Source organism: Caulobacter sp. GW822-FHT07D08 (genome assembly GCF_058798735.1).
This window is the reverse complement of the sequence record NZ_JBXAKU010000002.1, coordinates 86,825-108,793: the sequence shown is the minus strand read 5'-3', so window position 1 is coordinate 108,793 and position 21,969 is coordinate 86,825. Positions and strand designations below refer to the sequence as shown.

General features: G+C 64.9%; 20 protein-coding genes. 13 read left to right on the top strand and 7 right to left on the bottom strand.

Translation table 11 applies throughout. The features are described 5' to 3' along the window. Positions 1-35: 35 nt before the first annotated feature. From AC1RJ9_RS04355 to AC1RJ9_RS04325, 7 genes are read left to right on the top strand one after another with little or no spacing between them, the layout of a single operon-like run. Entirely contained in the window at positions 36-1,046 is a 1,011-nt protein-coding gene (locus AC1RJ9_RS04355; protein ID WP_492836303.1) for a ketoacyl-ACP synthase III, read from the top strand. Positions 1,047-1,055: 9 nt separating this feature from the next. After that, complete coding sequence (locus AC1RJ9_RS04350; protein WP_492836301.1) at positions 1,056-1,280, top strand: phosphopantetheine-binding protein; 225 nt, start codon at positions 1,056-1,058, stop codon at positions 1,278-1,280. Positions 1,281-1,282: 2 nt separating this feature from the next. Next, on the top strand, positions 1,283-2,353 hold the full coding sequence (locus AC1RJ9_RS04345) for a 3-oxoacyl-ACP synthase III family protein (RefSeq protein ID WP_492836299.1): 1,071 nt from the start codon (positions 1,283-1,285) through the stop codon (positions 2,351-2,353). After that, positions 2,350-3,111, top strand: a complete 762-nt coding sequence (locus tag AC1RJ9_RS04340) for an SDR family NAD(P)-dependent oxidoreductase (RefSeq protein ID WP_492836297.1) — start codon at positions 2,350-2,352, stop codon at positions 3,109-3,111. The genes AC1RJ9_RS04345 and AC1RJ9_RS04340 overlap by 4 nt, the downstream gene beginning before the upstream one ends. A gap of 14 nt (positions 3,112-3,125) precedes the next feature. Continuing rightward, the gene (locus tag AC1RJ9_RS04335; protein ID WP_492836295.1) at positions 3,126-3,746 is read left to right on the top strand and encodes an LbetaH domain-containing protein; all 621 of its coding nucleotides are present in this window, start codon (positions 3,126-3,128) and stop codon (positions 3,744-3,746) included. Continuing rightward, positions 3,743-4,354, top strand: a complete 612-nt coding sequence (locus AC1RJ9_RS04330) for a Rieske (2Fe-2S) protein (protein WP_492836293.1) — start codon at positions 3,743-3,745, stop codon at positions 4,352-4,354. Before AC1RJ9_RS04335 ends, AC1RJ9_RS04330 begins: the two co-directional genes overlap by 4 nt. Then, positions 4,354-5,799, top strand: coding sequence for a glycosyltransferase family protein (locus tag AC1RJ9_RS04325; protein WP_492836291.1), 1,446 nt, complete (start codon positions 4,354-4,356; stop codon positions 5,797-5,799). The genes AC1RJ9_RS04330 and AC1RJ9_RS04325 overlap by 1 nt, the downstream gene beginning before the upstream one ends. Here AC1RJ9_RS04325 and AC1RJ9_RS04320 read toward each other — a convergent pair. Next, positions 5,786-6,484 (bottom strand): ferritin-like domain-containing protein, encoded by a 699-nt coding sequence (locus tag AC1RJ9_RS04320; protein ID WP_492836289.1) that lies wholly within the window; start codon positions 6,482-6,484, stop codon positions 5,786-5,788. The two genes, AC1RJ9_RS04325 and AC1RJ9_RS04320, sit on opposite strands and share 14 nt — an antisense overlap. Positions 6,485-6,690: 206 nt before the next feature. Between AC1RJ9_RS04320 and AC1RJ9_RS04315 the strand changes: the two genes are divergently transcribed. Further along, positions 6,691-7,086, top strand: a complete 396-nt coding sequence (locus AC1RJ9_RS04315) for a MerC domain-containing protein (RefSeq protein WP_492836287.1) — start codon at positions 6,691-6,693, stop codon at positions 7,084-7,086. Between the two features lie 82 nt (positions 7,087-7,168). On the opposite strand, the gene AC1RJ9_RS04310 is transcribed toward AC1RJ9_RS04315, so the two are convergent. Beyond that, positions 7,169-8,974 carry a hypothetical protein gene (locus tag AC1RJ9_RS04310; RefSeq protein ID WP_492836285.1) on the bottom strand — a complete coding sequence of 602 codons (1,806 nt, stop codon included), beginning with the start codon at positions 8,972-8,974 and terminating at the stop codon, positions 7,169-7,171. Between the two features lie 262 nt (positions 8,975-9,236). Here AC1RJ9_RS04310 and AC1RJ9_RS04305 point away from each other — a divergent pair, with 262 nt between their 5' ends. Beyond that, a complete protein-coding gene (locus AC1RJ9_RS04305) occupies positions 9,237-9,863 on the top strand; it encodes a glutathione S-transferase family protein (protein WP_492836283.1) in 627 nt (208 codons plus the stop codon). 430 nt (positions 9,864-10,293) lie between these two features. On the opposite strand, the gene hisG is transcribed toward AC1RJ9_RS04305, so the two are convergent. From hisG to hisS, 3 genes are read right to left on the bottom strand one after another with little or no spacing between them, the layout of a single operon-like run. Continuing rightward, complete coding sequence (hisG, locus tag AC1RJ9_RS04300; RefSeq protein WP_492836281.1) at positions 10,294-11,253, bottom strand: ATP phosphoribosyltransferase; 960 nt, start codon at positions 11,251-11,253, stop codon at positions 10,294-10,296. Next, positions 11,250-12,395 (bottom strand): ATP phosphoribosyltransferase regulatory subunit, encoded by a 1,146-nt coding sequence (locus AC1RJ9_RS04295; RefSeq protein WP_492836279.1) that lies wholly within the window; start codon positions 12,393-12,395, stop codon positions 11,250-11,252. The genes hisG and AC1RJ9_RS04295 overlap by 4 nt, the downstream gene beginning before the upstream one ends. 3 nt (positions 12,396-12,398) lie before the next feature. Next, entirely contained in the window at positions 12,399-13,898 is a 1,500-nt protein-coding gene (gene hisS, locus AC1RJ9_RS04290) for a histidine--tRNA ligase (RefSeq protein ID WP_492836278.1), read from the bottom strand. Between the two features lie 371 nt (positions 13,899-14,269). Between hisS and AC1RJ9_RS04285 the strand changes: the two genes are divergently transcribed. The 3 genes from AC1RJ9_RS04285 to AC1RJ9_RS04275 all read left to right on the top strand — a co-directional run bounded on the left by AC1RJ9_RS04285 (position 14,270) and on the right by AC1RJ9_RS04275 (position 17,822). Then, the gene (locus AC1RJ9_RS04285) at positions 14,270-15,826 is read left to right on the top strand and encodes a P-loop ATPase, Sll1717 family (RefSeq protein ID WP_492836277.1); all 1,557 of its coding nucleotides are present in this window, start codon (positions 14,270-14,272) and stop codon (positions 15,824-15,826) included. 549 nt (positions 15,827-16,375) lie between these two features. Further along, entirely contained in the window at positions 16,376-16,858 is a 483-nt protein-coding gene (locus AC1RJ9_RS04280) for a nuclease-related domain-containing protein (protein WP_492836275.1), read from the top strand. Continuing rightward, a complete protein-coding gene (locus tag AC1RJ9_RS04275; RefSeq protein ID WP_492836273.1) occupies positions 16,770-17,822 on the top strand; it encodes a hypothetical protein in 1,053 nt (350 codons plus the stop codon). The genes AC1RJ9_RS04280 and AC1RJ9_RS04275 overlap by 89 nt, the downstream gene beginning before the upstream one ends. A 54-nt stretch (positions 17,823-17,876) precedes the next feature. Here AC1RJ9_RS04275 and AC1RJ9_RS04270 read toward each other — a convergent pair whose 3' ends face one another. Next, positions 17,877-20,513 carry a TrlF family AAA-like ATPase gene (locus AC1RJ9_RS04270; RefSeq protein WP_492836271.1) on the bottom strand — a complete coding sequence of 879 codons (2,637 nt, stop codon included), beginning with the start codon at positions 20,511-20,513 and terminating at the stop codon, positions 17,877-17,879. A 78-nt stretch (positions 20,514-20,591) separates the two neighbouring features. Continuing rightward, the gene (locus AC1RJ9_RS04265) at positions 20,592-20,843 is read right to left on the bottom strand and encodes a hypothetical protein (RefSeq protein WP_492836269.1); all 252 of its coding nucleotides are present in this window, start codon (positions 20,841-20,843) and stop codon (positions 20,592-20,594) included. A gap of 446 nt (positions 20,844-21,289) precedes the next feature. Here AC1RJ9_RS04265 and AC1RJ9_RS04260 point away from each other — a divergent pair, with 446 nt between their 5' ends. Next, positions 21,290-21,736 (top strand): Ros/MucR family transcriptional regulator, encoded by a 447-nt coding sequence (locus AC1RJ9_RS04260; protein WP_492836267.1) that lies wholly within the window; start codon positions 21,290-21,292, stop codon positions 21,734-21,736. Positions 21,737-21,969 lie beyond the last annotated feature (233 nt).

Below are 21,969 nucleotides of genomic sequence, written 5' to 3'. Positions count from 1 at the left end.
AGTCTCAGCCGTCGGTTGAGGAGCGTCTGCGTCCCGTGGGCACGAGCGGAAAAATCGTTGCGATCGCCAGCCACCTGCCCGAGCAGGTGCTGAGCAATGATGACCTGGCCGCGCTGTATCCCAGCTGGCCGGCCGACAAGATTCTCGACAAGACCGGCGTCCAGACCCGCCATATCGCCGCCCCCGACGAGACCGCCGTCGACCTGGCGCAGGCCGCCGCCGAGGCGTTGTTCGCCCAGGGCCGCGTCGCGCCCGGCGATATCGACTACCTGCTGTTCTGCACCCAGGCGCCGGATCACATCCTGCCGACCTCGGCCTGCATCCTGCAGCGGCGGCTGGGGCTGCGGACGGACATCGGCGCGCTGGATTTCAACCTTGGCTGCTCGGGCTTCGTCTACGGCCTGTCGATGGCCCAGGCCCTGATCGCCAGCGGCCAGGCGCGGCGCGTGCTGCTGCTGACCGCCGACACCTATTCCAAGCTGATCCATCCGATGGACCGCGGCGTGCGCAGCCTGTTCGGCGACGGCGCGGCCGCCACCCTGATCGAAGCCGTCGAGACCGATACGCCAGCCCTGGGTCCCTTCGTGTTCGGCACGGACGGATCGGGGGCCGAGAACCTGATCGTCCCGGCCGGGGGCTTTCGCCAGCCGCGCACGGCGCAGACGGCCGTCGTCACCGAGGACGCCTCGGGCAACCTGCGCTCGGCCGACCATCTCTACATGAACGGCGCGGCGATCATGACCTTCACCCTGGGGGCGGTTCCGGCGGCGATCGACAAGCTGCTGGCCCGCGCCGGCGCCACGCTGGACGACTACGACGCCGTGGTGCTGCACCAGGCCAGCGCCTTCATCCTCGACCGCCTGCGCCGCAAGCTGGCCGTGCCCGAGGACCGCTTCGTGGTGGCCCTGCGCGACCGGGGCAACACCGTCTCATCCACCATTCCCATGGCGCTGGAACCGCTGGTCAGGGACGGGCGTCCGCGCCGCGTCCTGCTGGTCGGGTTCGGCGTCGGCTATTCCTGGGCCGCCGCCCAGGCCCTTCTCTAGGAGCCCCTTATGCAAGAACTGTACGCCGGCCTGGCCGAGATCTTCGAGACCGACACCGCCGAGGTGAACGCCGACACCGTCCTGGCCAACCACAACTGGGACTCGCTGGCCATCGTCTCGACCATCGCCCTGGTCGACGAGATCCGCGGCGAGCTGCTGGACGGTTCGGCCCTGGCCGAATGCGTGACGGTGGCCGACATCGTCGCCCTGATCCCCCAGGCCCAGGCGGCCTGATCATGACCACGGCCACGTCAGCCGCCGGTGAGCGTCCGCGTCGGGGCGGCTACGCCCTGTCCGGCGTCGCCCTGCGCGGCGTGGTCTGCGCCGTACCCGGCGCGCCAGTGCCCAACGCCGTGATCGCCGAGACCCTGGGCGACCAGGCCGTGGCCGACGTCGTCAAGATGATCGGGGTCGAGACCCGCCACTGGTCCGCCCCGGACCAGACCACCGCCGACCTGTGCTTCGCGGCCGCCCGGCATCTGCTCCAGAAGCTGGACTGGGACCCCGGCAGCGTCGACGCCGTGATCTTCGTCACCCAGACCCCGGACCATCCGCTGCCAGCCAGCGCCTGCCTGCTGCACGGCCGCCTGGGCCTGGCCGCTGACTGCCAGGCCTTCGACGTCAATCTGGGCTGTTCGGGCTATGTCTACGGCCTGTGGCTGGCGGCCAGCCTGATCCAGTCCGGCTGCAAGCGCGTGCTGCTGCTGGCCGGCGAGACCATGAGCCGCCTGGTCGATCCCAACGATCGCGGCACGGCCGTCCTGTTCGGCGACGCCGGCTCGGCCTCGGCCATCGAGCACGATCCCACCGCGCCGGTGATGCGCTTCCGCCTGGGCTCCGACGGCTCGGGGGCTGGCGCGCTGATGGTGCCGCAGGGCGGCTTCCGCCCCGTCGATCCCGACCGCGCCTTCACCCTCGATCCGACCCGCCTGCACATGGACGGCGGCGAAGTGTTCACCTTCACCCTGCGCGAAGTGCCCAGGCTGGTGGCCGACACCCTGGCCGACGCGGACATGACCGGCGACAAGGTCGACGCCTATCTGCTGCACCAGGCCAACCGCTTCATGCTGCGCCATATCGGCAAGAAGATCGGCGCCACGGACACCGACCGCCTGCCGATCAATATCGACCGCTATGGCAACACCAGTTCGGCGACCATTCCGCTGCTGCTGGCCGACGACATGGCCCAGCGCCTGACCACGGGGGCGGAGACGCTGATGCTGGTCGGCTTCGGCGTCGGCCTGTCGTGGGGCGCGGTCTTGGCCGAGTTCGGGCCGCTGGCCTGCGCCGAGGTGATCTCCGCATGACCTTCTCGGCTGACGCGCTGAAGGATCGCTCCATCCTGGTCACCGGCGCCTCCTCGGGGCTGGGCCGCGCCACCGCCGCCCTGATCGCCCGGTGCGGCGGCCGGGTGATCGCCACCGGCCGCGACGAAGCGCGTCTGGCCGCCACCCTCGAGGCCCTCCCCGGTGACGGCCACACCGCCTTCGCCGCCGAGCTGAACGAGGCCGACGCGGTCGCCGATCGCATCTCGGCCATCGCCACGGAGGCCGGCGGCCTGGACGGCGTCTTCCACTCGGCCGGCAGCGAGCTGGTCCTGCCGGCCCGCCTGACCAAGTCCAAGCAGATCGACGGCGTGTTCGGGGCGGCGGTGCACGGCGCCCTGGGTCTCGGCCGCGCGGCCGGCAAGGCCAATGTGATGAAGCCCGGCGCGTCGATCGTGCTGATGTCCTCGGCCTCGGCCCAGCGCGGTCGCGCCGGCATGATGGCCTATTCCGCCGCCAAGGCCGCGATCGAGGGCCTGACCCGCTCCCTGGCCTGCGAGCTGGCCCCCAAGGCCATCCGCGTCAACGCCATCGCCGCCGGCGGGGTCGAGACCGAGATGCACGCGCGCCTGGCCCGGGGCCTCTCCGACGCCGGCATGAGCGCGTATGAGGCCCAGCACCCGCTGGGCTTCGGCCAACCCGACGACGTCGCGGGCGCCGCCGTGTTCCTGCTGTCGCCCGCCGCCCGCTGGGTGACCGGCGCGGTGTGGGCCGTCGACGGCGGCTACCTGGCCAGCTGAGGGGAAGGCGCGCGATGACGGACTATGTGCTGGTCGGCGGCGGGGCCTTCGCCCGCGAGATCCACGACTGGTTCGCCCCCGGCCTGCCCGAGGGCGACCGCTTCGTCGGCTATCTGGACGACGGCGACCGGCCGATGGCCGCCTTCGGCCGCGACCTGCCGCAGCTGGGCGACACCAGGGCCTATACGCTCGCCCCCAACCAGCGCCTGGTGATGGCGGTCGCCGGTCCGGCCGGCAAGGTCGCCCTGGCCGGACGGTTGGGCGGCCCCGACGCCTTCGCCACCCTGCTGCATCCGCGCGCCTGGGTCTCGGCCTCGGCCAGGCTCGGACGCGGCGTGGTCGTGGGTCCGTTCGCCGATGTCTCGGCCGACAGCCGGGCCGGCGACCTCGTCACCATCAACGCCCATTCGGGCCTGGGCCACGACGCCAGCCTCGGCGACTTCGTCACCCTCAGCGGCTATGTCGACCTGACCGGCGGCGTCACGGTCGGTCCGCGCTCGTTCTTCGGCTCGGGCGCGCGGGTGCTGCCGCGCCTGACGATCGGGGCCGACTGCACGATCGGCGCGGGCGCGGTCGTGGTGCGCGGCTGCGAGGACGGGGTGACCCTCTACGCGGCGCCGGCGAGGCGGCTTTGAGCCCTCTCGACACCACCCTGCTGAACGGCTTCTGGCGCCTCGTCGCCCACCGCGGCGAGCTGGCCGAGCCGGGCGCCTTCCTGCGCCTGGACTGGGCCCTGGGCGACCTCGTGCTGCACAATGACGAGGGCCAGATCGTCGCCTTCGACAATGTCTGCCCGCATCGCGGCGGGCGGTTCTTCGTCGAGGACCACGGCGTCGGCCGGGCCGTCTGCCCCTATCACGGCTGGAGCTATCGCGGCGGCCAGGTGCGCGTGCCTTTGGCCAAGACCTTCCCGCCCGGCGCCCTGGACAAGGTGGCCTTGCGCCGCTTCCAGACCGCCTGGTGCGGCGACTTCCTCTTCGTCGGGATCGCGCCCGCGCAGACCCTGGAAGACCAGCTGGCCGGCAAGATCAAGCCCGGCTACGAGACCGCCGTCGCGGCGTTCCTCGACTCCAGCGCCCGGGTCAACCGCCAGATCTTCGACGAGGATCACGCGATCTGCGCCCGCGTCAGCCCCCACTATGACCTGACCTCCGCCGACCGGGTGTTCTCGCCCGGCGAGACCCGCGTCGCGCGCCTGCACGCGATCCTAACGGCGATGACCCAGCAAGAGGACCTGCCCTGATGGCTCTGTTCGATTTCCTTCAGGAAGGCGCCCAGGAGCGGTACCTGCCTTCGATCCAGATCATCGCCGAGCGTTGGGACATCATGCTCGGCGAAGACGCCCTGGACGGCGTCAACGACTATACCTTCGCCGAGAGGGTGATCAACCTGCTGGAAAGCGGCAAATACCCGGCCGACTTCATCCTGCAGGTGATCTCCGACCTCGGCTCGATCGCCTGGTGGCGCGGCCCGCATCTGGGCGATGGCCACGCGGCCCGGGTCGCGGCCCTGGCGCGGCGCCTGCACCTGAACGGCGCCGACGCCCTGATCCTGCCGCCGCGCGACATTCCGCTCGGCGCCGTCCGGCGCGCCCACGTGGTCTTCGCCGGCGACCTGGCCGGCCCGTTTCACTCGCCCTCGCGCGGCGCGATCGACTATGTCGCCGCCCTGGCCATGGACCCGACGGTCGAGCGGATCGACCTGCACCATGGCGGCGATATCAAGGACAATATGCAGGCCTATATCGACGAGCGCCTGGGCCACATCCCGCCCGAGCGCGGCGTGCGGCTGATCTCGACGGTCGAACACCCCGACTACCTGGTCGACACGATCCGCAAGGGACCGTGCACCTATCACTTCTGGTGCGAGCCGATCATGGCCCCGCAGATCACCATCGCCAGCCGCCTGGGCCCGACGGTGATGTTCACCTGCGGCGACGAGCCGCCGCCGCAGTACGCCGACGTCTTCTGGTACTTCCACGAGCCCCAGCACATGGCGCCGATCTGGAAGCGCCGGGGCGCGCCGGCCAGCTTCATCCGCAACTATGTTCAGAGCCTGTCGGGGCCGTTCTACGACGAGGGTCCGCCCGCCCCGCGTTCCCGCGCCGAGGTCCACCTGCCGCAGGACGCCTTCGTCATCGCCACGGTCGGCAACCGCCTGGCGGTCGATCTGGACGAGACCTTCGTCACCGGGATGGAGAAGATCCTGCGCGACCGTCCCAACTGCATCTGGCTGGTGGTCGGCGGCCTGCCCGACAATCTGCTGGACGCCTGCCAGGCGATCCTCGGCGATCAGTTCCGCTACATCTACCAGGACCTGGAACTGGCCCGGCTGATGACCACGGTCGACGTGTTCGCCAACCCGTTCCGCCAGGGCGGCGGCAACAGCGCCATGATCGCCCTGACGGCGGGCGCGGTGCTGCTGACCACCAAGGACGGCGACGTCGCCTCCATGGCCCCGCCCGAGCATCGCGCCCAGGACCCCGACGACTATTTCGCCCGCCTGGCGACGCTGATCGACACGCCCGCGACCCTGGACGCCTGGCGCGGCCCGCAGCGAGAACGCTGTCGGCTGATTATTGACCAGACCCACTTCCTCAGCGCGCTGAAGGCCATGATCGACCTGGCCCATGAGCGCTTCGAGGCCCGCCAGGGCCGCACCCTGACCTCGGTGGTCAACGAGGACTGAGGGTTCGGACGAGGGTCGGGACCGGCGGCCCGGACAGCCGCTCATCGTCATGCGCGTCCGGCCAGGTCGTCCGGCGGGCCAGGCGCGGCGACAGGAACAGCAGCGGCAGTTTCACGGCCAGCAACTCGCCGTGGATGAACCCGTCGACCGCGCGCTCGTAGCCGTTCGCCTGGCGTCGGCCATGGTCCGCGAGCCAGCCGTCATAGGGCGCCCAGTGGCTGGGTTCGTCCTGTTCGATCACACGGAAGATCTTGGTCAGGGACCCATCCCCGAGGACCCAGGGGTTGCGAAGCAGCACCTCGACCTGCCGGTAGCCGCGCTTCTCGGTGAGGGAGATGATCCGGCAGAGGCGTTCGAACAGATCCTCGCGGCCGATCAGCGCGGGGTCCAGCGCGTCGATCGGCGACCTGAACATGATCTCGACGAAGCGGTCGATGTGGCCGCAGGCGCGATCCACGTTCAGCGGCATGACGCCCCGCCGCTCGAACCAGCGCCGGAACATCATGTAGTGCTTGCGCTCGTCGGCGCGGTGCTTCTCGATCAGATCGATCAGCCTGTGATCGTCCGGCCAGCTCGAACGGACCGCCCACAGCATGCGGTCGATCGCCGTGTAACCGCGGTGCTCGTTGTAGATGTAGATCGAGCACAGAAGATCGAGATAGCGGTCTCTGAACGCGCCAGCCATAGGCTCAACCCCAGTCAACCGGTTCCGGTTGGCGCCGATGCGCCGCGAACCTTCACCACAACGGTCTTTCGGCGCGCCCGTTCCGCCAGGGCCGCTCGGCCTTGTGTTATATTATATCACTACTAGATAGGAGGCATCGGGCAGGACCGGGTGTCGGCGGAGGCCGCGTCTGAATGTCCCGCGACGCGTAGATCAGGAACGCCTTCATGACCCCCACCCTCGCCAAGGCCCTCGACGCCTCCGCCGTCGGCCTGTCGGCCCTGTGCCTGGTCCACTGCCTGGCCTTGCCGGCGCTGGCCCTGCTGCTGCCGGTGCTGGGCCTGTGGGCGCGGGCCGAGTGGGTGCACGTGGCCTTCGTGCTGGTCGCCGCGCCGGTCGCGGCGCTGTCGTTCGTCGACCTGTCCACGCGCCGGCCGCGCTCCTGGCCGCTGGCGACCGCGGCGGTCCTGGGTCTGGCCCTGATGATCGCCGGCGCCCTGGAGTTTCCGGTCGCCGCCGACGAGCGCGCGCTGACCGTGCTGGGCGGCCTGCTGCTGGCCGGCGCGCACCTGGCCAACTGGCGCCGCCGGCACAACGACTCGCACTGCGCGGCGTGTGACTAGGGTTGTGAGGGGGCGCTGCCGCTGACGATAGCAGCCACGCTGGACTTCTGAGGAGGGTGGCGAGCGCTCGGCGCTCATCCCTTCAGTTGGCGATGATGACGGACCTGACACCGCCGCCGGACAGCATGACCGGAGCGACGATGGTCCCGCCCCGCTGCTCCAGGTAGGCACCCTGCTGGGACGGGAGTTCCCAGCTGACGACCACGGCGAGATGGTAAGCGCCATCGGGCAGTCCGGAGAACTGGAATCGGCCCTGGACGTCGCAGGTCGTGGCCTGCGGCTGGCCATCGAACGGTAAGCCTTCCCACCGCGTCGTCAGAATCAGACCGCTGCGTGATGGGCCGAAGGCCTGCTGCAGGAACGCGTCCGCCTTGCCGGAGGCGGGAATGATCCAAGCCTTGCCACCAGCGCAGGTCCGGGTCTGGCCCTCGCGCGTCAGCAGCCCCCGTCCGTCGATCTGGTTGCCCGCCAGCGTCGGCCCCTTGGGCGGAGGCCCCTTGGGCGGAGCAAAGCCGACAAGGCCCTCGGGGGCAGTCGCGACCGATCTCGTTATTGACTGTGACGGACGCGGTTCGGGATCGGACGGGGGCCTGGGCGGTGGCGAGACCGGCGCGCGCGGCGTCTGTCTGGCGGCCGGCGTGAGTGGAGCCGGCGCGGTTGGAGCCGGCGCAGGCCAAGCGGCGACTGTCGGCGCACGGATCGGGCTTGCGGCCGCAAGGCGCGCCCCGCCGAACCTGTAGCCCGCCTCGAACGGCGCGCCAGGGACCTCCAGGGCGTACATCCCCGGATCGGTGCAGATCGAGGTGCTGCCGTTCGTATAGGCGGCAGGCCTGACGCTCGATGCGGCCGGTTGGCCGGCCAGGTAGGCCTGCACGGGCGCCAGATCCAGATCAGGGCCTATCGCCGCCGCGCCCAGGTCGAAACTACCCAGATAGACGATCTCACCCGCCCTGACCTCGACGGAGGGCGAACCCAGGCAAAGGCTCAGCACCGGCATGTAGCCCAGGCTGCTCATCCGCCAGCGACCGGGCGCGACCGGCATGGCGACGAACTTGCCGTTGGCGTTGACGCTCACAATATCGGGTCGACGATCCAAGGTCGAAGGCGGAGTCCCCGGATCTGGACCCACGCGCGCGAAGCTCAGACCGGCCCCATTGCGCATGCCGCCGTTCGACACGCGGACCAGCACGATCCCGGCCTGAGGCGTCACCGCCGCGATCTCTGCGGGCTTCACGGGCTTGCTGGGAAAGGTCTTGTCAGCCTTGACCCGCTGCGGCGGCACGAAGTTGGGGCCTGTGGCCTGGTCGAGGGTCTGGCCGTTCACCGCCTTCAGGCTCAGCGGGCCGTCGTTCTGGTGCGCCGGTCGGATGGAAAAGCGCGGGATCGCCGCGTTGGCGGCGTCGTTGTTCCAGATGCGGACAACGGTCCCGGGCGGCGCGTCGGCGCCGATCCAGGGGGCGAGCCGGTCCATCAGCGGCGCCGGCGGCAGGGCGGCCAGGGCCTTGCCCTCGGCGTCTGCGAGACTCACGACGCGCCAGCCCCGGACGACCATGCAGTTCTCAAGACCCGCGCCGACCGTGCCGTGGTAATAGGCGTCGCCGATCGCGCCGCCGATGAGCATGCCTGCAATGCCCATATTGGCGCCGTTGTTGATGACCTGGTCGAACGAGCGCGTCGTCACCGCCTGCGAAAGGCAGGCCAGGACGTCCGCATTGTGCTCAGGGACGCTCGCTCCCGGCCTGTTGAAATAGCTGTAGCCCATGGTCATGCGCGACAGGTGCACGCCCTGGCCGTCGGCATCCGCCGCCTTCGGCGCGGGCGCGGCGAGCGCCAAGGCCGGCGTCGTTGCCAGCGCGCCAACCATCAACAGCCATTTCGCCCGTTTCATCGCCGCCCCCGGATGCTCAACCGCGTGTAGAGTGGGGATCAAGCGTTATCAATGTCCAAAGCTTGGGCTTACGGTGAACTGGCGATCGATGCCGATCTGATCGAGCGTTGGCGCAGTCTGGCGCGGCGGGGCCGTCCGAAGCGGGCCAGAGTCCAAAAGCGGCGCCTTGCCGACATGCCGACCTTCAGGTCGCCCCGTATGGCTTGAGCCCCGCGGTCGGATAAGGTTCGATCGCCACCCACACCCCGGAAAGGACCCGCGCATGATCACCGTCTGGGGCGGACAGACTTCGCGATCGATGCGGGTCGTGTGGGTGCTGGAGGAGATGGGCCTGCCCTATCGCGTGCGGCAGGTGGACATGCTGGCGCCCGAGCAGGACCCCGAGTTCCTGGCGATCAACCCCGCCAACTACATCCCGGCGATCCAGGACGGCGACGTCGTCATGGTCGAGTCGATCGCGATCATGGAGTACCTGATGGCCCGTTACGGGCCGACGCCGCTGGCGCCCGCGCCTCGGGATCCGACCTTCCCCGCCTATCAGCAATTTCTGCACCTGGGCGAAGCCGGCCTCGCGACCCTGATGATGCCCGTCGTGGTCAGCCGCTTCATCGCGCCCGAGACCGAGCGCGAGAACTGGGGCGCGACCTGGTGTCTGCGGTCGTTCCACAAGCGGCTGCGGCTGGTCAGCCAGAGGCTCGCCGACTCGCCCTACCTGGCCGGCGAGGCTTTCACGGCCGCCGACATCTCGGTGACCTACGCCCTGGACCTGGGCCAACGGACCTGCGGGATCACCCTGGGCGAGGTCGAACAGGCCTATCTCGCCCGTACCACGGGCCGCGACGCCTACAAGCGCGCCATGGCGCGTTCGCACGAAGGGGTGAACCCCTGATCCCGGTCTCCCCAGGTCGAGACACGAGCCCTCCGCGTTGGGCGGGAATGTCCCGCCATCCAGGGCCGTCGGAGCATTGGGGGGAGATTTTAGGCCGGGGTACTTTTTGACCCTTTCGTCAAAAGATTTAGCCAAGGCCCAGATACACCAAACCCGTCGCGGGGGATAATCGCGACGGGCTGGCTATTTTCTCGATCATTCGATCTAGGCGGGCGTTTCCTCCCCGAAACGCCGAAGAACGGGAGCTCTCTGTTGGGCTCGTTTCGCTCTTGCATCGTCTAGAAACGTCAAATTCATGACGGTGTCAACGCGGCAAATCCCTTTTTCGCAAAGGTTTGGCCGAATTTTTGACGCGAGCGCCGTAGTTTGGACCGGAAAGTCGATTTTACCTTGTGAATCGATGTTATATTTTGACTATATCGTCAAAAACTCAACAGCCGAGCGCGGCGGTGAAGCGATCCAGCACGGCCGAGCGCGACTCGAACACATAGTCCGGACGCGACACGGTGACGGGCTCGACCCCGGCGGCGGCCAGGGCGGCGGCGGCGTCGAACAGGTCGCCGGTGGCCAGAAGGGCGCCGTTGGCCCGGCGCGAGCCGCCCTTGGCGACGAACGCGGCCACGGCCGCCTGGCCCGCCGCGTCCTGCTCGGCCGGCCAGACCAGCGCGGCCAGCTTGCCGGCCCGGCCCTTGGCCTCGACCACGGCCAGCAGGCGCTTCAGGCTGTCCAGTTGCGACGGCGACCACGCCGCGATCAGCGAGGCGGTCAGCTGGGCCTGGCTCTTGAGGATCACGCCGTCCGACAGGATCTTCAGGCCGTTGGCGGCCAGGGTCGCGCCGGTGGTGGTGATGTCGACCACCAGCTCGGCCGCGCCGGCGGCCGGGGCCCCCTCGGTGGCGCCGCTGCTCTCGACGATGCGGTAGTCGGCGACGCCGTGGCGGGCGAAGAAGGCGCGGGTCTGGGTGACGTACTTGGTCGCCACGCGCAGGCGGCGGCCGGTCTTGGCCAGATGCAGGTGCCCGACCTCGTCGATATCGGCCATGGTGTCGACGTCCAGCCAGCTCTTGGGCGCGGTCACCACCAGGTCGGCGCGGCCGAAGCCCAGGGCGCGCAGCAGCATGACCCGGCTGTCCATGTCGTCGCCGCGCTCGCGCAGCAGATCCTCGCCCGTGACGCCCAGGTGCAGGTCGCCGCTGTCGAGGCCGGCGGCGATGTCGCCCGCCGACAGCAGCCGCACCGAGACGCCGGGCAGGCCGGCCAGCTCGGCCGAATAGCCGCGCGCGCCGCCGGTCATCTCCAGCCGGAAGCCGCAGTCGGCCAGCCAGGCCTCGACCTGGTCCTTCAGGCGGCCTTTCGAGGGGATGGCGAAGATCATTGGAGTCGCAGTCATTCGCCGCCTCCCGCATAGGCGCGCGCCGGACGGACCATGCAGCCCACCGCGCCGGTGTTGGTGGAGACGCCCAGCTTGCCTACTCCTAGCTTAAGGGGCAGGCCGTCGTAGCGGCCGCCAGCGGCCAGCGGCCGCTCGGGGCCAAGAGCGGCCGAATGCACCTCGAACAGGTAGCCGTCGTAATAGCCGAAGGCCCGGCCGAAGGCGGCGGCCAGGGTGACCCGGTCCAGCGGGACGCCCCGCTCGACCATGCCCGCCAGGCGCGCGCGCCAACCGGTGATGGCGGCCTTCAGGCTACCGTCGTTGGGACCGGCGAGCGCCGTGATCGCGTCCAGCGCCGCGTCCGGACGATCCGAGACGGCGAGGAAGGCGCGGATCTTGTCGGCCTGCTCCGCGTCCAGACGACCGGCCTTGGCGGCCTCGGCGCGCTCGACCAGGCGGTGGGCGATCTCGGCCGGGCGGCGGCCGCCGACGGGCTCGATCCCGGCCAGCGACCACAGCTCCTGCAGCACCGCCGAGGCCTCGGTCTCGGGCAGGCCGGCCAGCAGCGACGCGATCCGCGACTGCTCGCCGGTGGGCGCGGCCACGTCGCCGTCCAGCTCGGCCTTCAGCTGGCGCGGCTTGGCGAAGGCGCGCTTGAGCCGGGCGGCCAGGGGCGGCGCCAGGTCCAGGCTGTCGACGAAGGCGGCGAACAGCGAGACGTCGCCGAGGATCATCGACAGGTCCGATCGTCCGCCAGCGGCGGAAGACGCCCAGGCCAAGGCGGCGATCTCGGCGTCGGCGGCCACGGGGTCGCCCGCCTCGAAGGCCTCGACGCCCAGTTGCAGGAACTCCTCGGCCCGGTCCGAGCCGCGCGGGGCGACGCGGAAGGCCTTGCCCTCGTAGCGACGCCGCGCGGGCTGGGCGCCGTTCTCGAAGTGCTGGCGGGCCACGGCGACCGTGAAGTCCGGGCGCAGGCAGGCCTCCTCGCCGCCGTCGCCGGAGACGACGAACAGCCGCGAGCGCATGGCCTCGCCGGTCAGGTCCAGCAGCAGGCCCAGGGGCTGCAGCACCGGCGCGTCGGTCAGGGTCGCGCCGGCGGCCAGAAGCGGCGCGCGGATGGCGTCGAGCGCCTCCGCCGGAATGGAACGCTCGAGCCTCATGACCTAGCCCTCGATGATCTTCTGAACCGCCGCGACCAGCTGATCGCGCGGAATGGTCTGCTGGCCCGGACGCTCGGCCTTCCAGGCGGCGTTGTCGGTCACCCCCTCGGCGGCCTGGCGGCCGGCGTCGAGGTCCTTGATGGTCACCGTGCCGGCGGCGATCTCGTCGCCGCCCAGCATGACCACGGCCGGCGCGCCCCGGCGGTCGGCATATTTCATCTGCGGCTTCATGCCCGAGGTCCCCAGATAGACCTCGGCGGCGATGCCCGCCGCGCGCAATTGTCCGACCACGGAGAAGTACTCAGGCATGTGCGCCTGGTCGAACGCGATCACCACCACCGGCCCGCGCGCCGCGCCGCCCGGCTCGCGTCCGGCCGCCCGCAGCGCCGCCGCCAGGCGGGTAACGCCGAACGAGAAGCCGGTCGCGGGCGTCACGGCGCCGGTGAACCGCGCCACCAGGTCGTCATAGCGCCCGCCGCCGCCGATCGAGCCGAACGAGACCTTGTTGCCCTTCTCGTCGGTGGTCGACAGCAGCAGCTCGGCCTCGAACACCGCGCCGGTATAGTATTCCAGCCCCCGGACGATCGACGGATCGATGAAGGCCTGGTCGTCGGCGATGCCCAGGCTGGTCAGGGCCGCGTCGATCCGCGATAGCTCCAGCAGGCCCTCGTCGCCCTCGGCCGAGCCGCCGATCACCTTGGCGATATTGTCCAGCGTCGCCGCGCGGCCACCGGCGCTTCCCCCAAGAGTTCCGGCCGACACGAAGTCCAGCACCGAGTCGATCGCCTTACCCTTGAGGCCCGCGCCCTTGGTGAAGTCGCCGCTCTCGTCCAGCCGGCCTTCGCCCAGCAGCAGCCGCACGCCCTCGACGCCAAGACGATCCAGCTTGTCGACCGCGCGCAGCACGGCCAGCTTCTGGCCGGCGCTTTCCGCCCCCGCCGACGTCAGCAGGCCATTGAGCAGCTTGCGATTGTTGATCTTCAGCACCGCCGCCCCGCGCGGCAGGCCGGCCGCCTCCAGCCCCTCGACCGCCATGGCGATGATCTCGGCGTCGGCCTCCGGACGGGCCGAGCCCACCGTGTCGGCGTCGCACTGGATGAACTGGCGGAAGCGCCCCGGCCCCGGCTTCTCGTTGCGCCACACCGGCCCGAAGGCGTAGCGGCGGAACGGCTTGGGCAGGGTCTCCCAGTTCTGCGCCGCGAACCTCGCCAACGGCGCGGTCAGGTCGTAGCGCAGCGCCATCCACTGGTCGTCATCGTCCTGCAGCGCGAACACGCCCTCGTTGGGCCGGTCGCTGTCGGGCAGGAACTTGCCCAGGGCGTCGGCATATTCGAACGCCCCGGTGTCCAGGGCCTCGAAGCCGTAGCGCTCATAGACCGCCGACACCGCCTCCAGGATCGCCCGCTCGGCCCGCAGGTCGCGGGCGCGCTTGTCGGCGAAGCCGCGCGGGGCGCGGGCCTCGGGGCGGAAGTCTTGCGGGGTGTTCACAGAGTCGTCGGTCATCGTCGGTCCTTAGATCTTCAAGGCTTCGACGGATGGCGCTTTAGCCAAGCCCCATCCGCTAGGCGGGGCTCTGGCTGGGTCGCTCGGCTTAGAGCGCGCGGACCCGGCCGATCCCGCGAGGCGAGTTCGGATGGTGGTGGCAGCCGTGGTGGTGCGGCAGGCGGGTCATCGGGCGGGGGTGTAGCGGATGAGGGGCGGCGGGGGAAGGTGGGAATTTTCCCCTCTATACTCCTACCTGCTCAACGGCAGCTGAGTTGCGCCGACAAGCCTATGCATGCTTAGCTACACGCTATACGCGCTTTGATGACGACCTAACGTCTATGTGAGTAGCGTGCTGACCGAATTCCCAACGCCAATGGATGAGCTAGCGAATGAAACTAACGTTCGGCGATATTGAATTCGGAGAGACTGACGCCAAACACGAAGTTTTCGCACAAGCTAGAGAGGGTACATATGTGCTTCTCAACGCATTTCAGATGCCACCATCAGTGAAATTCGAGAAACTTCTCACCGGTGCCAAGTTTTTTATATCGGGACTTAAAGGCACAGGAAAAACATCTCTAATTCTTTATCTAAAAGATCAAATAGATAAGTCTGGCGGCAGGAGTCACGCCATTCTATTTAAAAGCAAACTCACTGACGCGGAACGCCAACGCCTAGCTCCGATTGCCGACCTCACAGCATTTATAGACCAAGACAAAATCAAATTTGAGCACGAATATAAAGTTAATTGGCTCTGGTATATAATTAGCGAATTTTCACGGCTGATCGAGCCGTCCGATCTACTTGAAGGCAAAGATCAGCTTCACGATCTAAAGATCCTAACGGGAGCAAAGCAACCAAGCTCGCGATCTATGTTTTCCGGCCTTCAGTTGACAAAAATCAAAGCGACACTTGAAACCGCGCTTAGCGCTGGACCGTTAAAAACAGGAGTTAAAGCCGAAATAGAGGCCATATCTGCGCCGAAAGAAGAAAAATTTATTCATCTAGTCGATATCTGCGAACGCCTACTTTATTCGCTGAAACCAGCACCAGGATTTCGCACCTGTCTCTTTTTTGATGAACTTGAGCTTTTCATCGGAAAAATAGATCAGAAGGAAAGAGACCTTCACCTTATACGAGACCTTCTATACGCCGTATCGCGTATCAATCAGGGTTTTGGTCCGGAGAATTCCAGCATATGCGCGTATGCATCTGTTCGGTCTGAGGTAATGTATGAAATCAATAGAATTGATCCCGAGATTTCGCGCGAAGTGAGCGATTTCGGCGTCTCAATCGATTGGCACGGAACCAGAAGCACGCCAGATCAGAGCATTTTAAAAATTGTTGAATCAAAAATTCAATATGCGGAATTGAATTCGGACGGCATTCAGACACAAGATATCTGGAATGGGTATTTTGAAGAATCTCTCCAAGGCACTTCTGCAAAACAATACCTTCTTGATATATCCATGTTTAAGCCGAGAACGCTTGTAATGCTTATGTCGACGATATCAGAGCAGGTTCCGGATGCAGAAAAAGTCAACTCGGAAATACTCAAGCAAGTTGAAACAACTTTTGCTAACGAAATGTGGCGAGAGGTAGAAGAAGAACTACGCACTAGCTATGACGCCGAAAGCGTTAGAACAATTAAATCCTCTTTGCGTGGAATAAAGATTAGAACAAATATCCAGAATTTGGAAAATCATATAATTAAATATTGCCAACAAGACGACGTCGCCAGATCTATACTTGGATCAAGGCCTAAAATAAGAAACCTACTAGAATCTCTATATCGTGTAGGAGCAATAGGGACACAATTTACTGGAAAAAATGGAAACAGCGAAGTGGTTCGAGATGCATGGGTATTTCGACACTCATATGAGCCGCAATTCGGCGGCGCCATTCTTTTTCACAAATCTCTAAGAAAAGCGCTTCAACTTACCTAACCCGTATCTCGCAGGGAGACGATCGCAGGGCTGCAGCCTCCAAGAGATATAAGGCTCGCGTCGACCTCCGAGAGGTTGGACGGCGGTACGGTTAGAGCACGGCCCATCCTCTTCTTCCCGTCATTCCCGCCCTTGTGGCGGGAACCCCTGGTTCAGCGGAGACGTGAGGCGCCTTGGCGGGCTGGCCCGCCACATCTCCGCACCTGCGGCGGACAGAGGGGTTCCCGCCACGAGGGCGGGTGTCCACCGAGACCGGCAATTGCTAGCGGTCGCGATCTAGACGTTCGAATTGCGCCCGGCGCGCGCCAACGCTGGTGCGCAGAAGGAACGGTGAGAAGAGCTATGCCTATGCCGTCGCCCTCTAAGCTACGATTTCTGCCAGCGGCCGAATGGAGCCGAGTCGGCCACGCCCACGTCTTCGCCGCCACGACCGATTCAGACACAGCTAGACTGGATCAATTTGCTGGAGCTGTTTGAGCCAGCGAAACTGATGACGATAGCCGCTTCAACGCCCTGGAACAAAAGAAGAATACGCCATAGGTTAAGGCCATGGCCAACTCCGCCCCGACAATAGAAATCTATCTTGGCGCTCCTCCCTCCGAGCAGTCGGAACGTGAGTTCGTGACGCGACTGCAGGCCGATCTTAGCCAGGGCGAAAGCGACGCCGTCGTGCTCGCCAACTTCAATATCGGTCCGAAGTCGCTTCAGATCGATCTAGTGGTTGCGACAGAGACGACCGCATGCGTGGTGGAGGTAAAGAGCTACCAGCTTCCTGTCACCGGAGATCTCAACGGCACCTGGAGACAGAAACTTCCGGACGGCGCGACCCGATCACTGGGCGAAAAGAACCCGTATATGCAGGCGATGGACGCGAGGTTCGCGATCATCGACGCGATGGTGATGTCGAGCGGGCGGACCCCCGCCCGAAAACTTGTACGAGATCATGAAGACCTGTTGGTCGCGGCGGGTCTATCACCTGTCGCTGGAAGCCATCGATCTTGGGCAACGCTTTGGAAGGCGTCTGGAAGGTGATGATCTCAAGCGTCTAGGCGAACTGATGGAGGGGTGGCTCAATAACTCATCACCCTGGCTGAATTCCTCAATTATTGACGTCCTCCAAATGATCGATCACTGGGATTCCGGGGGCGACGTCGAAGCGGCTGCTGAAGAGTATCGTCGGATCATCGCAAGCCCAGTGACGCCTGAGGTCTGCGAGGAGGCGCTAACAAGCTACATTCAGCTTATGGATGGGCCGTATCAACGGGTTTACGGCGAGGCCTGGTCCGAACACTTAAATGACCTAGAGCGAAGAGCGCTCGTGGCGCGTGCAGCCGGCGCGCACGACCGCTTGACAATGTTCATGTCGGTCGCGGTTTGTGAAGTCGCAGAAAACCCGACGCCTGAAGCCGTCCCGGCGTTGCTCCGACACGCCTCGGAACCGCAGATCGACACAATGTCATTGCAAGATTCGACGAGCATTTTTGCTAATGCAGCAGGAGCCCTTGCGCGTCTTGGAGTGCCGCTTAGCGACTTGCCTCCTCCCCAACCCGGCGCATCTGCCGCGTGGAGAAAGGCAGCAGAGCTAGTCCATGGTTTCAATCTTGACGAACCGCCAGGCGATCTGTCGAAAGTGTGGGATGAGCTGGAAGGTATGAGCGGGTACGCACTCGATCCGATCTGGCGGATCGACGCCACGGTGATGCACTGGCTGAAAGTCCGCGTTGCGTTTCGAGAGGAATTCAAAGACGGACTGATGCGTCTGTGCCGGCTTGCGCTCAAGCCAGGATATATGCCGGTCTCCATCTTCGAGGCAAAGACGCGCTTTCGCGAACTTCGCGAAGATCACGCAGGCTACGCCTTGTCCATTCTAAGTCTCCACGGACGGTCATCGGATCTGGCCATTATCCGCCCGTGGCTGGAGCATGCGACGCTCGGCGAAAATGCTCTCGCGGCAGCTCGTGCCGTCGAGCTCAGATCACAGGCGATCGACAGCTGACCAGCCTACACAACACGGATCGACGACATCTTGTCGGCAGGAAGCTGAAGCGCACTACAAATTGTAGATCCGACCTCGCCGGGTAAACGCCGCTTTCGCCCCTTCGAGCACGGCACACGCTAGCTCTTTGGTTTCCTGATGATCGATGGAACCTCGTGTGACGATCACGGCCTTCTCGTTATTAGCCTTCAAAATGATGATCTGTTCTGCATCGCCAAGCACGGCGATGTTTGGATTGTGCGTCACGATGATGATCTGCCGGCGCTCTTTAGCCATGCGGATGACGGGAACTAACTGCGAGTATATAAATTCACTGTCCAGATTGTCCTCCGGCTGGTCAATCAGTAGAGGGTTTGGATTTTCGGACGAAAGCATCAGCGCCAATAGAACTGACTGTTGTTGTCCCAAAGAGAGTTGACCAAATTCGCGGATGATCGGCTTTACACCGCCAGCTTCATCCGTCGTGACGCGCGTTACGGTTAGACGCGGGCGGTCAAAAACCTGCACGCTTTCCAGACGCGCCAGGACGGCGGGTTCTTTAAAACGGTCGATGATATTTTGCGCTTCGGCTTTGCTGAACATAGCAATCCCCTCTGGGGTAGCTATCGCCTGAATTGGTCCGGTGTCGTTCGCCCTCACACTGGCTATGAGCTTCGGGATGGTAAGCTGTCGTGTCAGCAGCGTAGCTCGGGGAACCTGTGTTGTGCGCCACCCCATGATCTCGACCAGTAAGTCATAACCCTGCGGCGAAAGGGCGTTTTCTTCGAACTTCAGGGTGACATTGAGATCAACGAGCGCTTTGCGAAGCTTGGTCGTCGCCACGGAGGCGAAAGCCTTTCGCTTGGCGTAAACGGCCTTTCTCGCAACCCATCTGGAAGCGATCAGTTTATCGCGGCTGGCTTGCAAATTAAGGAGGTGCGGCTCCCAGGTCTTCAGGTTGGAAATGTTCTGAACGAAGCCTGCTTCGTCCTTTGTCAGCTTCGTGATGTATGAGACGTCAACGACAACGCCTTGGGCCATCAGGGCCGCCTTTTGCTGATCTATCGAAGCAATCAGCGTCTTCTCTTTCGCCGTCCACTCGGCCACTTTGGTACGCACGACTTCAGCAAGGTGATCGGACTTCGCCCGCAAATCCCCTTCAGAGGCGGCAAGCCCTTTTTCGAATTCCACAGCGAGTGTTTGGATAGCGCCGAACTCATCCTTGCCCACAACAAGCGTGGATATGTCTGCCGCCCCCTTCAACGCCACAAGTGCGTCTTTGACTGTCTGGTAATCCAAGCTCGTCGAGATCTGTCGAGCCTGCTCGACAACGCGCGTCCTGGATTGCCTCTCGGCTTCTACCTGACGGCTCAGGCGGATGAGCTCCTTCGCATTCCCGTCCGTGAATTTCTTGATTTGCTGGCGCACGATCGCCAGTTCCCTCTCATTAGCTGGAATGAGCGCGACATTGGCCCGCGCTTCCGCGATTTTGGCCTCGATTTCAAAGAGTTGGACTCGTGCCGACTCCTCTGTCGCTAGCTCCGTTGTGACATCGACAAAACGATCAAGATATCCAAGCAAAGCGCCGGGGTCCTCTTGTGCCTTCTGGCTTATCTTTTGAGTTTCACCTTGCCCGTAGCACTCGATTGGGAGGGTCTCCGGCCCCTCTAGAGGATCGGTCACGTTCGTCGCGGAGGCGTCGCCCTTGCTCCATGCGAGTTGGTGAGCCTCACCAACCTCATCGGAAAAGACCACATCGATACGCTCAGGCCATACGTCAGAATTTACGACTGAATTGCCGCTTGGATATTTCGAGAAGGCGCGGACCCCCTCGAAGGTAGTAGATTTTCCGGTGCCCCGCCCGCCGATGATGCAAGTGAGGTTTTTGCTGAAGTGGATCGCCTGATCCTTGATGAACCCGCCCCGGAAACGAATTCCAGTGATGGTGGGAACGGATCGCGGAATTTCGTCTTCAAGCCTCACGCGTGCCTCCGAGTCAGAAAGCGCGAGCCTGAGAGCCTCAAAGCTTAGAACTTGAAGCTTATAGCGGGTCACACGTTGATCGCCCGCGGCGTTCCTTCCCAAAGCGGCAAGGGTGTGGGAATCGGAATTCAACACGCGGGCAAGGCAACTGGTCGTCGCGCCGACGCGGCCCTCACGTTCTCGGCCAATACCGGCCCTGACTGCGTCGGGATCCTTCGGCGTGTAGGTAATGTCAGATGCCGCGTTTTTGAGTTCGATGCCGAGGAGTGAGGGGTGGCAAATGACGTCGAGTTTGTGCGGGCCGGCTCCAGGCACCTCTCGCTCGAACCCCTTTGGCCCATCAACGTGGGCGAGGATGGCAAAGCCTCCGTGCGCCTGTAGCTTGTTCAAGCAGTCGATCATGCTGTTTTCGACGCGCGAGTTCGCGTTACCCGAGTCGCGGACGATGAGTTGAGCGTAGAACTGCTGAAGCGATCGAAGGTCGGGAAGATAGCAGAGCAGATGGCCTTGTATGGTGCTCAACTCGATCGCAGGGACCACAAGCAAGGCACGTCCTGCTGCGGCGGCCATCGCCGTTTCAACAGCGGTGATCTCGTTGTGATCTGCGATCGCGATTACGGACAGGCCGTTGTCGATCGCCGTCTGGACGATATTCTCGGGCGTCGCCTGTGGATCGGAGACGTCGTGAGAGCCCACGACACTGTGGATGTGTAAGTCGCCCCTGATCACCTACGCCAGTCGAACTGAAGCCTCTCAGATTCGGAGTGATGTGAGGGGTCTGTCTCCTCGGCAGAAGCACGCAATTCGTCAGCTCAAGGTGCTGATCGAAAGGTCAGACAGCGTCACGCCGGCCATGTTCAACAATGTGATTGCCAATCGTGCCATTGCGGCCAGCGATTTCATTCTTCGTGCCTGATTGTCTAACTGTCCGCCGATTTGTACGGCAAGATTGAAGCATCCGGCCCAGGTGGCCGGGATGCGCTTGTCTTCACACTGGATTTTCCTGGCCTGTCGCCTGGGGCGTGGTCCCGTGAAGAGCCCAAAATTCATGGATTTCAAGGCGCGAACTGGCCCCAATTTTCTAGGGCGAGATAAAAGGACAGGGACCTAGCGGCCCCATGTCATTGATGGTGTTGGGCTTTTGCAGGAACCTGCCAAAAGCCCGAGGTTCCTCATCAAACGGCTTCGCCTATAGTTTCAATACCTTGACCGGGACCTTCGTCCTTTTTGGGCGTCTTTCCACTCGCCGGTTCCCGCCCTGGAGCGCTTGGCGGAGCAAGGGCCGGACGGGCTGATGAGCGTCAAGGGTGGCGCCTTTGGCGCCATCGCGGAGCGACGGCGAAGCCGCCCTTGACCCTCACCAGCCCGCCCGGCAAGAGGCTCTCCAAGCGCTTCAGGGCGAGCCCCGACCGTGTCCGGTCTAGGCTCCCAGAGACGCTCAGTTGTGACCCCGGCCAAATCAGTGCGAAGTCCTCGACCTGGAATTTTGAACTGAGGGCCAAACCATGGACGACAAGAACGCCACGATCTCTTTGGCGGCTGAGGTGGTCGCCGCCTATGTCGGCAACAACACCGTTGCGGTCTCTGACCTGCCCGGCCTGATCCGTGCCGTTCACGACGCCCTCGCGAGCGTCGGCACACCTGAGGCCGCGCCCAGCGAACCGGCCACCAAGGCGACCGCCGCCCAGATCCGCAAGAGCATCACGCCCGACGCCCTGATCAGCTTCATTGACGGCAGGCCCTACAAGACTCTCAAGCGCCACCTCACCACACACGGCTCGACCGTTGAGGAGTACAAGGCGCGCTTCGGCTTGCCGAAGGACTACCCGACGACGGCGCCAGCCTACAGTGAGGCCCGTAGCGTCATGGCGAAGGCCTTGGGTCTGGGCCAGGGCGGACGGAAGGGCAAAGCCGGAGCGCAAGCACCCAAGAGCCGCGCCAAGAAGGCCTAGAAATGGAGGCGGCGGCGGAAGTCGTCGCCTACTTGGCCAGGCGAACGCCTAGCCCGCCGCCGGTCGTCGGCTCATCCACATCAAGAAATACGATGCCCGCGTCTTCAAACGCTCGGCGGACTGCCTCTACGTTTGCCAGTGTACTGCGGCTAGGCCCAAGCGGCCCCTCCATACGACTGATTGTCGGAAGTGACAGCTTCGCCGCCTCGGCAAGCTTGGGTTGGCTCCAATCG

Excerpts from the sequence above, each read along its gene's own strand:
- AC1RJ9_RS04350 (WP_492836301.1), top strand. The coding sequence starts at position 1,056 with ATGCAAGAACTGTACGCCGGCCTGGCCGAGATCTTCGAGACCGACACC.
- AC1RJ9_RS04345 (WP_492836299.1), top strand. The coding sequence starts at position 1,283 with ATGACCACGGCCACGTCAGCCGCCGGTGAGCGTCCGCGTCGGGGCGGC.
- AC1RJ9_RS04340 (WP_492836297.1), top strand. The coding sequence starts at position 2,350 with ATGACCTTCTCGGCTGACGCGCTGAAGGATCGCTCCATCCTGGTCACC.
- AC1RJ9_RS04335 (WP_492836295.1), top strand. The coding sequence starts at position 3,126 with ATGACGGACTATGTGCTGGTCGGCGGCGGGGCCTTCGCCCGCGAGATC.
- AC1RJ9_RS04325 (WP_492836291.1), top strand. The coding sequence starts at position 4,354 with ATGGCTCTGTTCGATTTCCTTCAGGAAGGCGCCCAGGAGCGGTACCTG.
- AC1RJ9_RS04320 (WP_492836289.1), bottom strand. The coding sequence starts at position 6,484 with ATGGCTGGCGCGTTCAGAGACCGCTATCTCGATCTTCTGTGCTCGATC.
- AC1RJ9_RS04315 (WP_492836287.1), top strand. The coding sequence starts at position 6,691 with ATGACCCCCACCCTCGCCAAGGCCCTCGACGCCTCCGCCGTCGGCCTG.
- AC1RJ9_RS04310 (WP_492836285.1), bottom strand. The coding sequence starts at position 8,974 with ATGAAACGGGCGAAATGGCTGTTGATGGTTGGCGCGCTGGCAACGACG.
- AC1RJ9_RS04305 (WP_492836283.1), top strand. The coding sequence starts at position 9,237 with ATGATCACCGTCTGGGGCGGACAGACTTCGCGATCGATGCGGGTCGTG.
- hisG (WP_492836281.1), bottom strand. The coding sequence starts at position 11,253 with ATGACTGCGACTCCAATGATCTTCGCCATCCCCTCGAAAGGCCGCCTG.
- AC1RJ9_RS04295 (WP_492836279.1), bottom strand. The coding sequence starts at position 12,395 with ATGAGGCTCGAGCGTTCCATTCCGGCGGAGGCGCTCGACGCCATCCGC.
- hisS (WP_492836278.1), bottom strand. The coding sequence starts at position 13,898 with ATGACCGACGACTCTGTGAACACCCCGCAAGACTTCCGCCCCGAGGCC.
- AC1RJ9_RS04285 (WP_492836277.1), top strand. The coding sequence starts at position 14,270 with ATGAAACTAACGTTCGGCGATATTGAATTCGGAGAGACTGACGCCAAA.
- AC1RJ9_RS04280 (WP_492836275.1), top strand. The coding sequence starts at position 16,376 with ATGGCCAACTCCGCCCCGACAATAGAAATCTATCTTGGCGCTCCTCCC.
- AC1RJ9_RS04275 (WP_492836273.1), top strand. The coding sequence starts at position 16,770 with ATGAAGACCTGTTGGTCGCGGCGGGTCTATCACCTGTCGCTGGAAGCC.
- AC1RJ9_RS04260 (WP_492836267.1), top strand. The coding sequence starts at position 21,290 with ATGGACGACAAGAACGCCACGATCTCTTTGGCGGCTGAGGTGGTCGCC.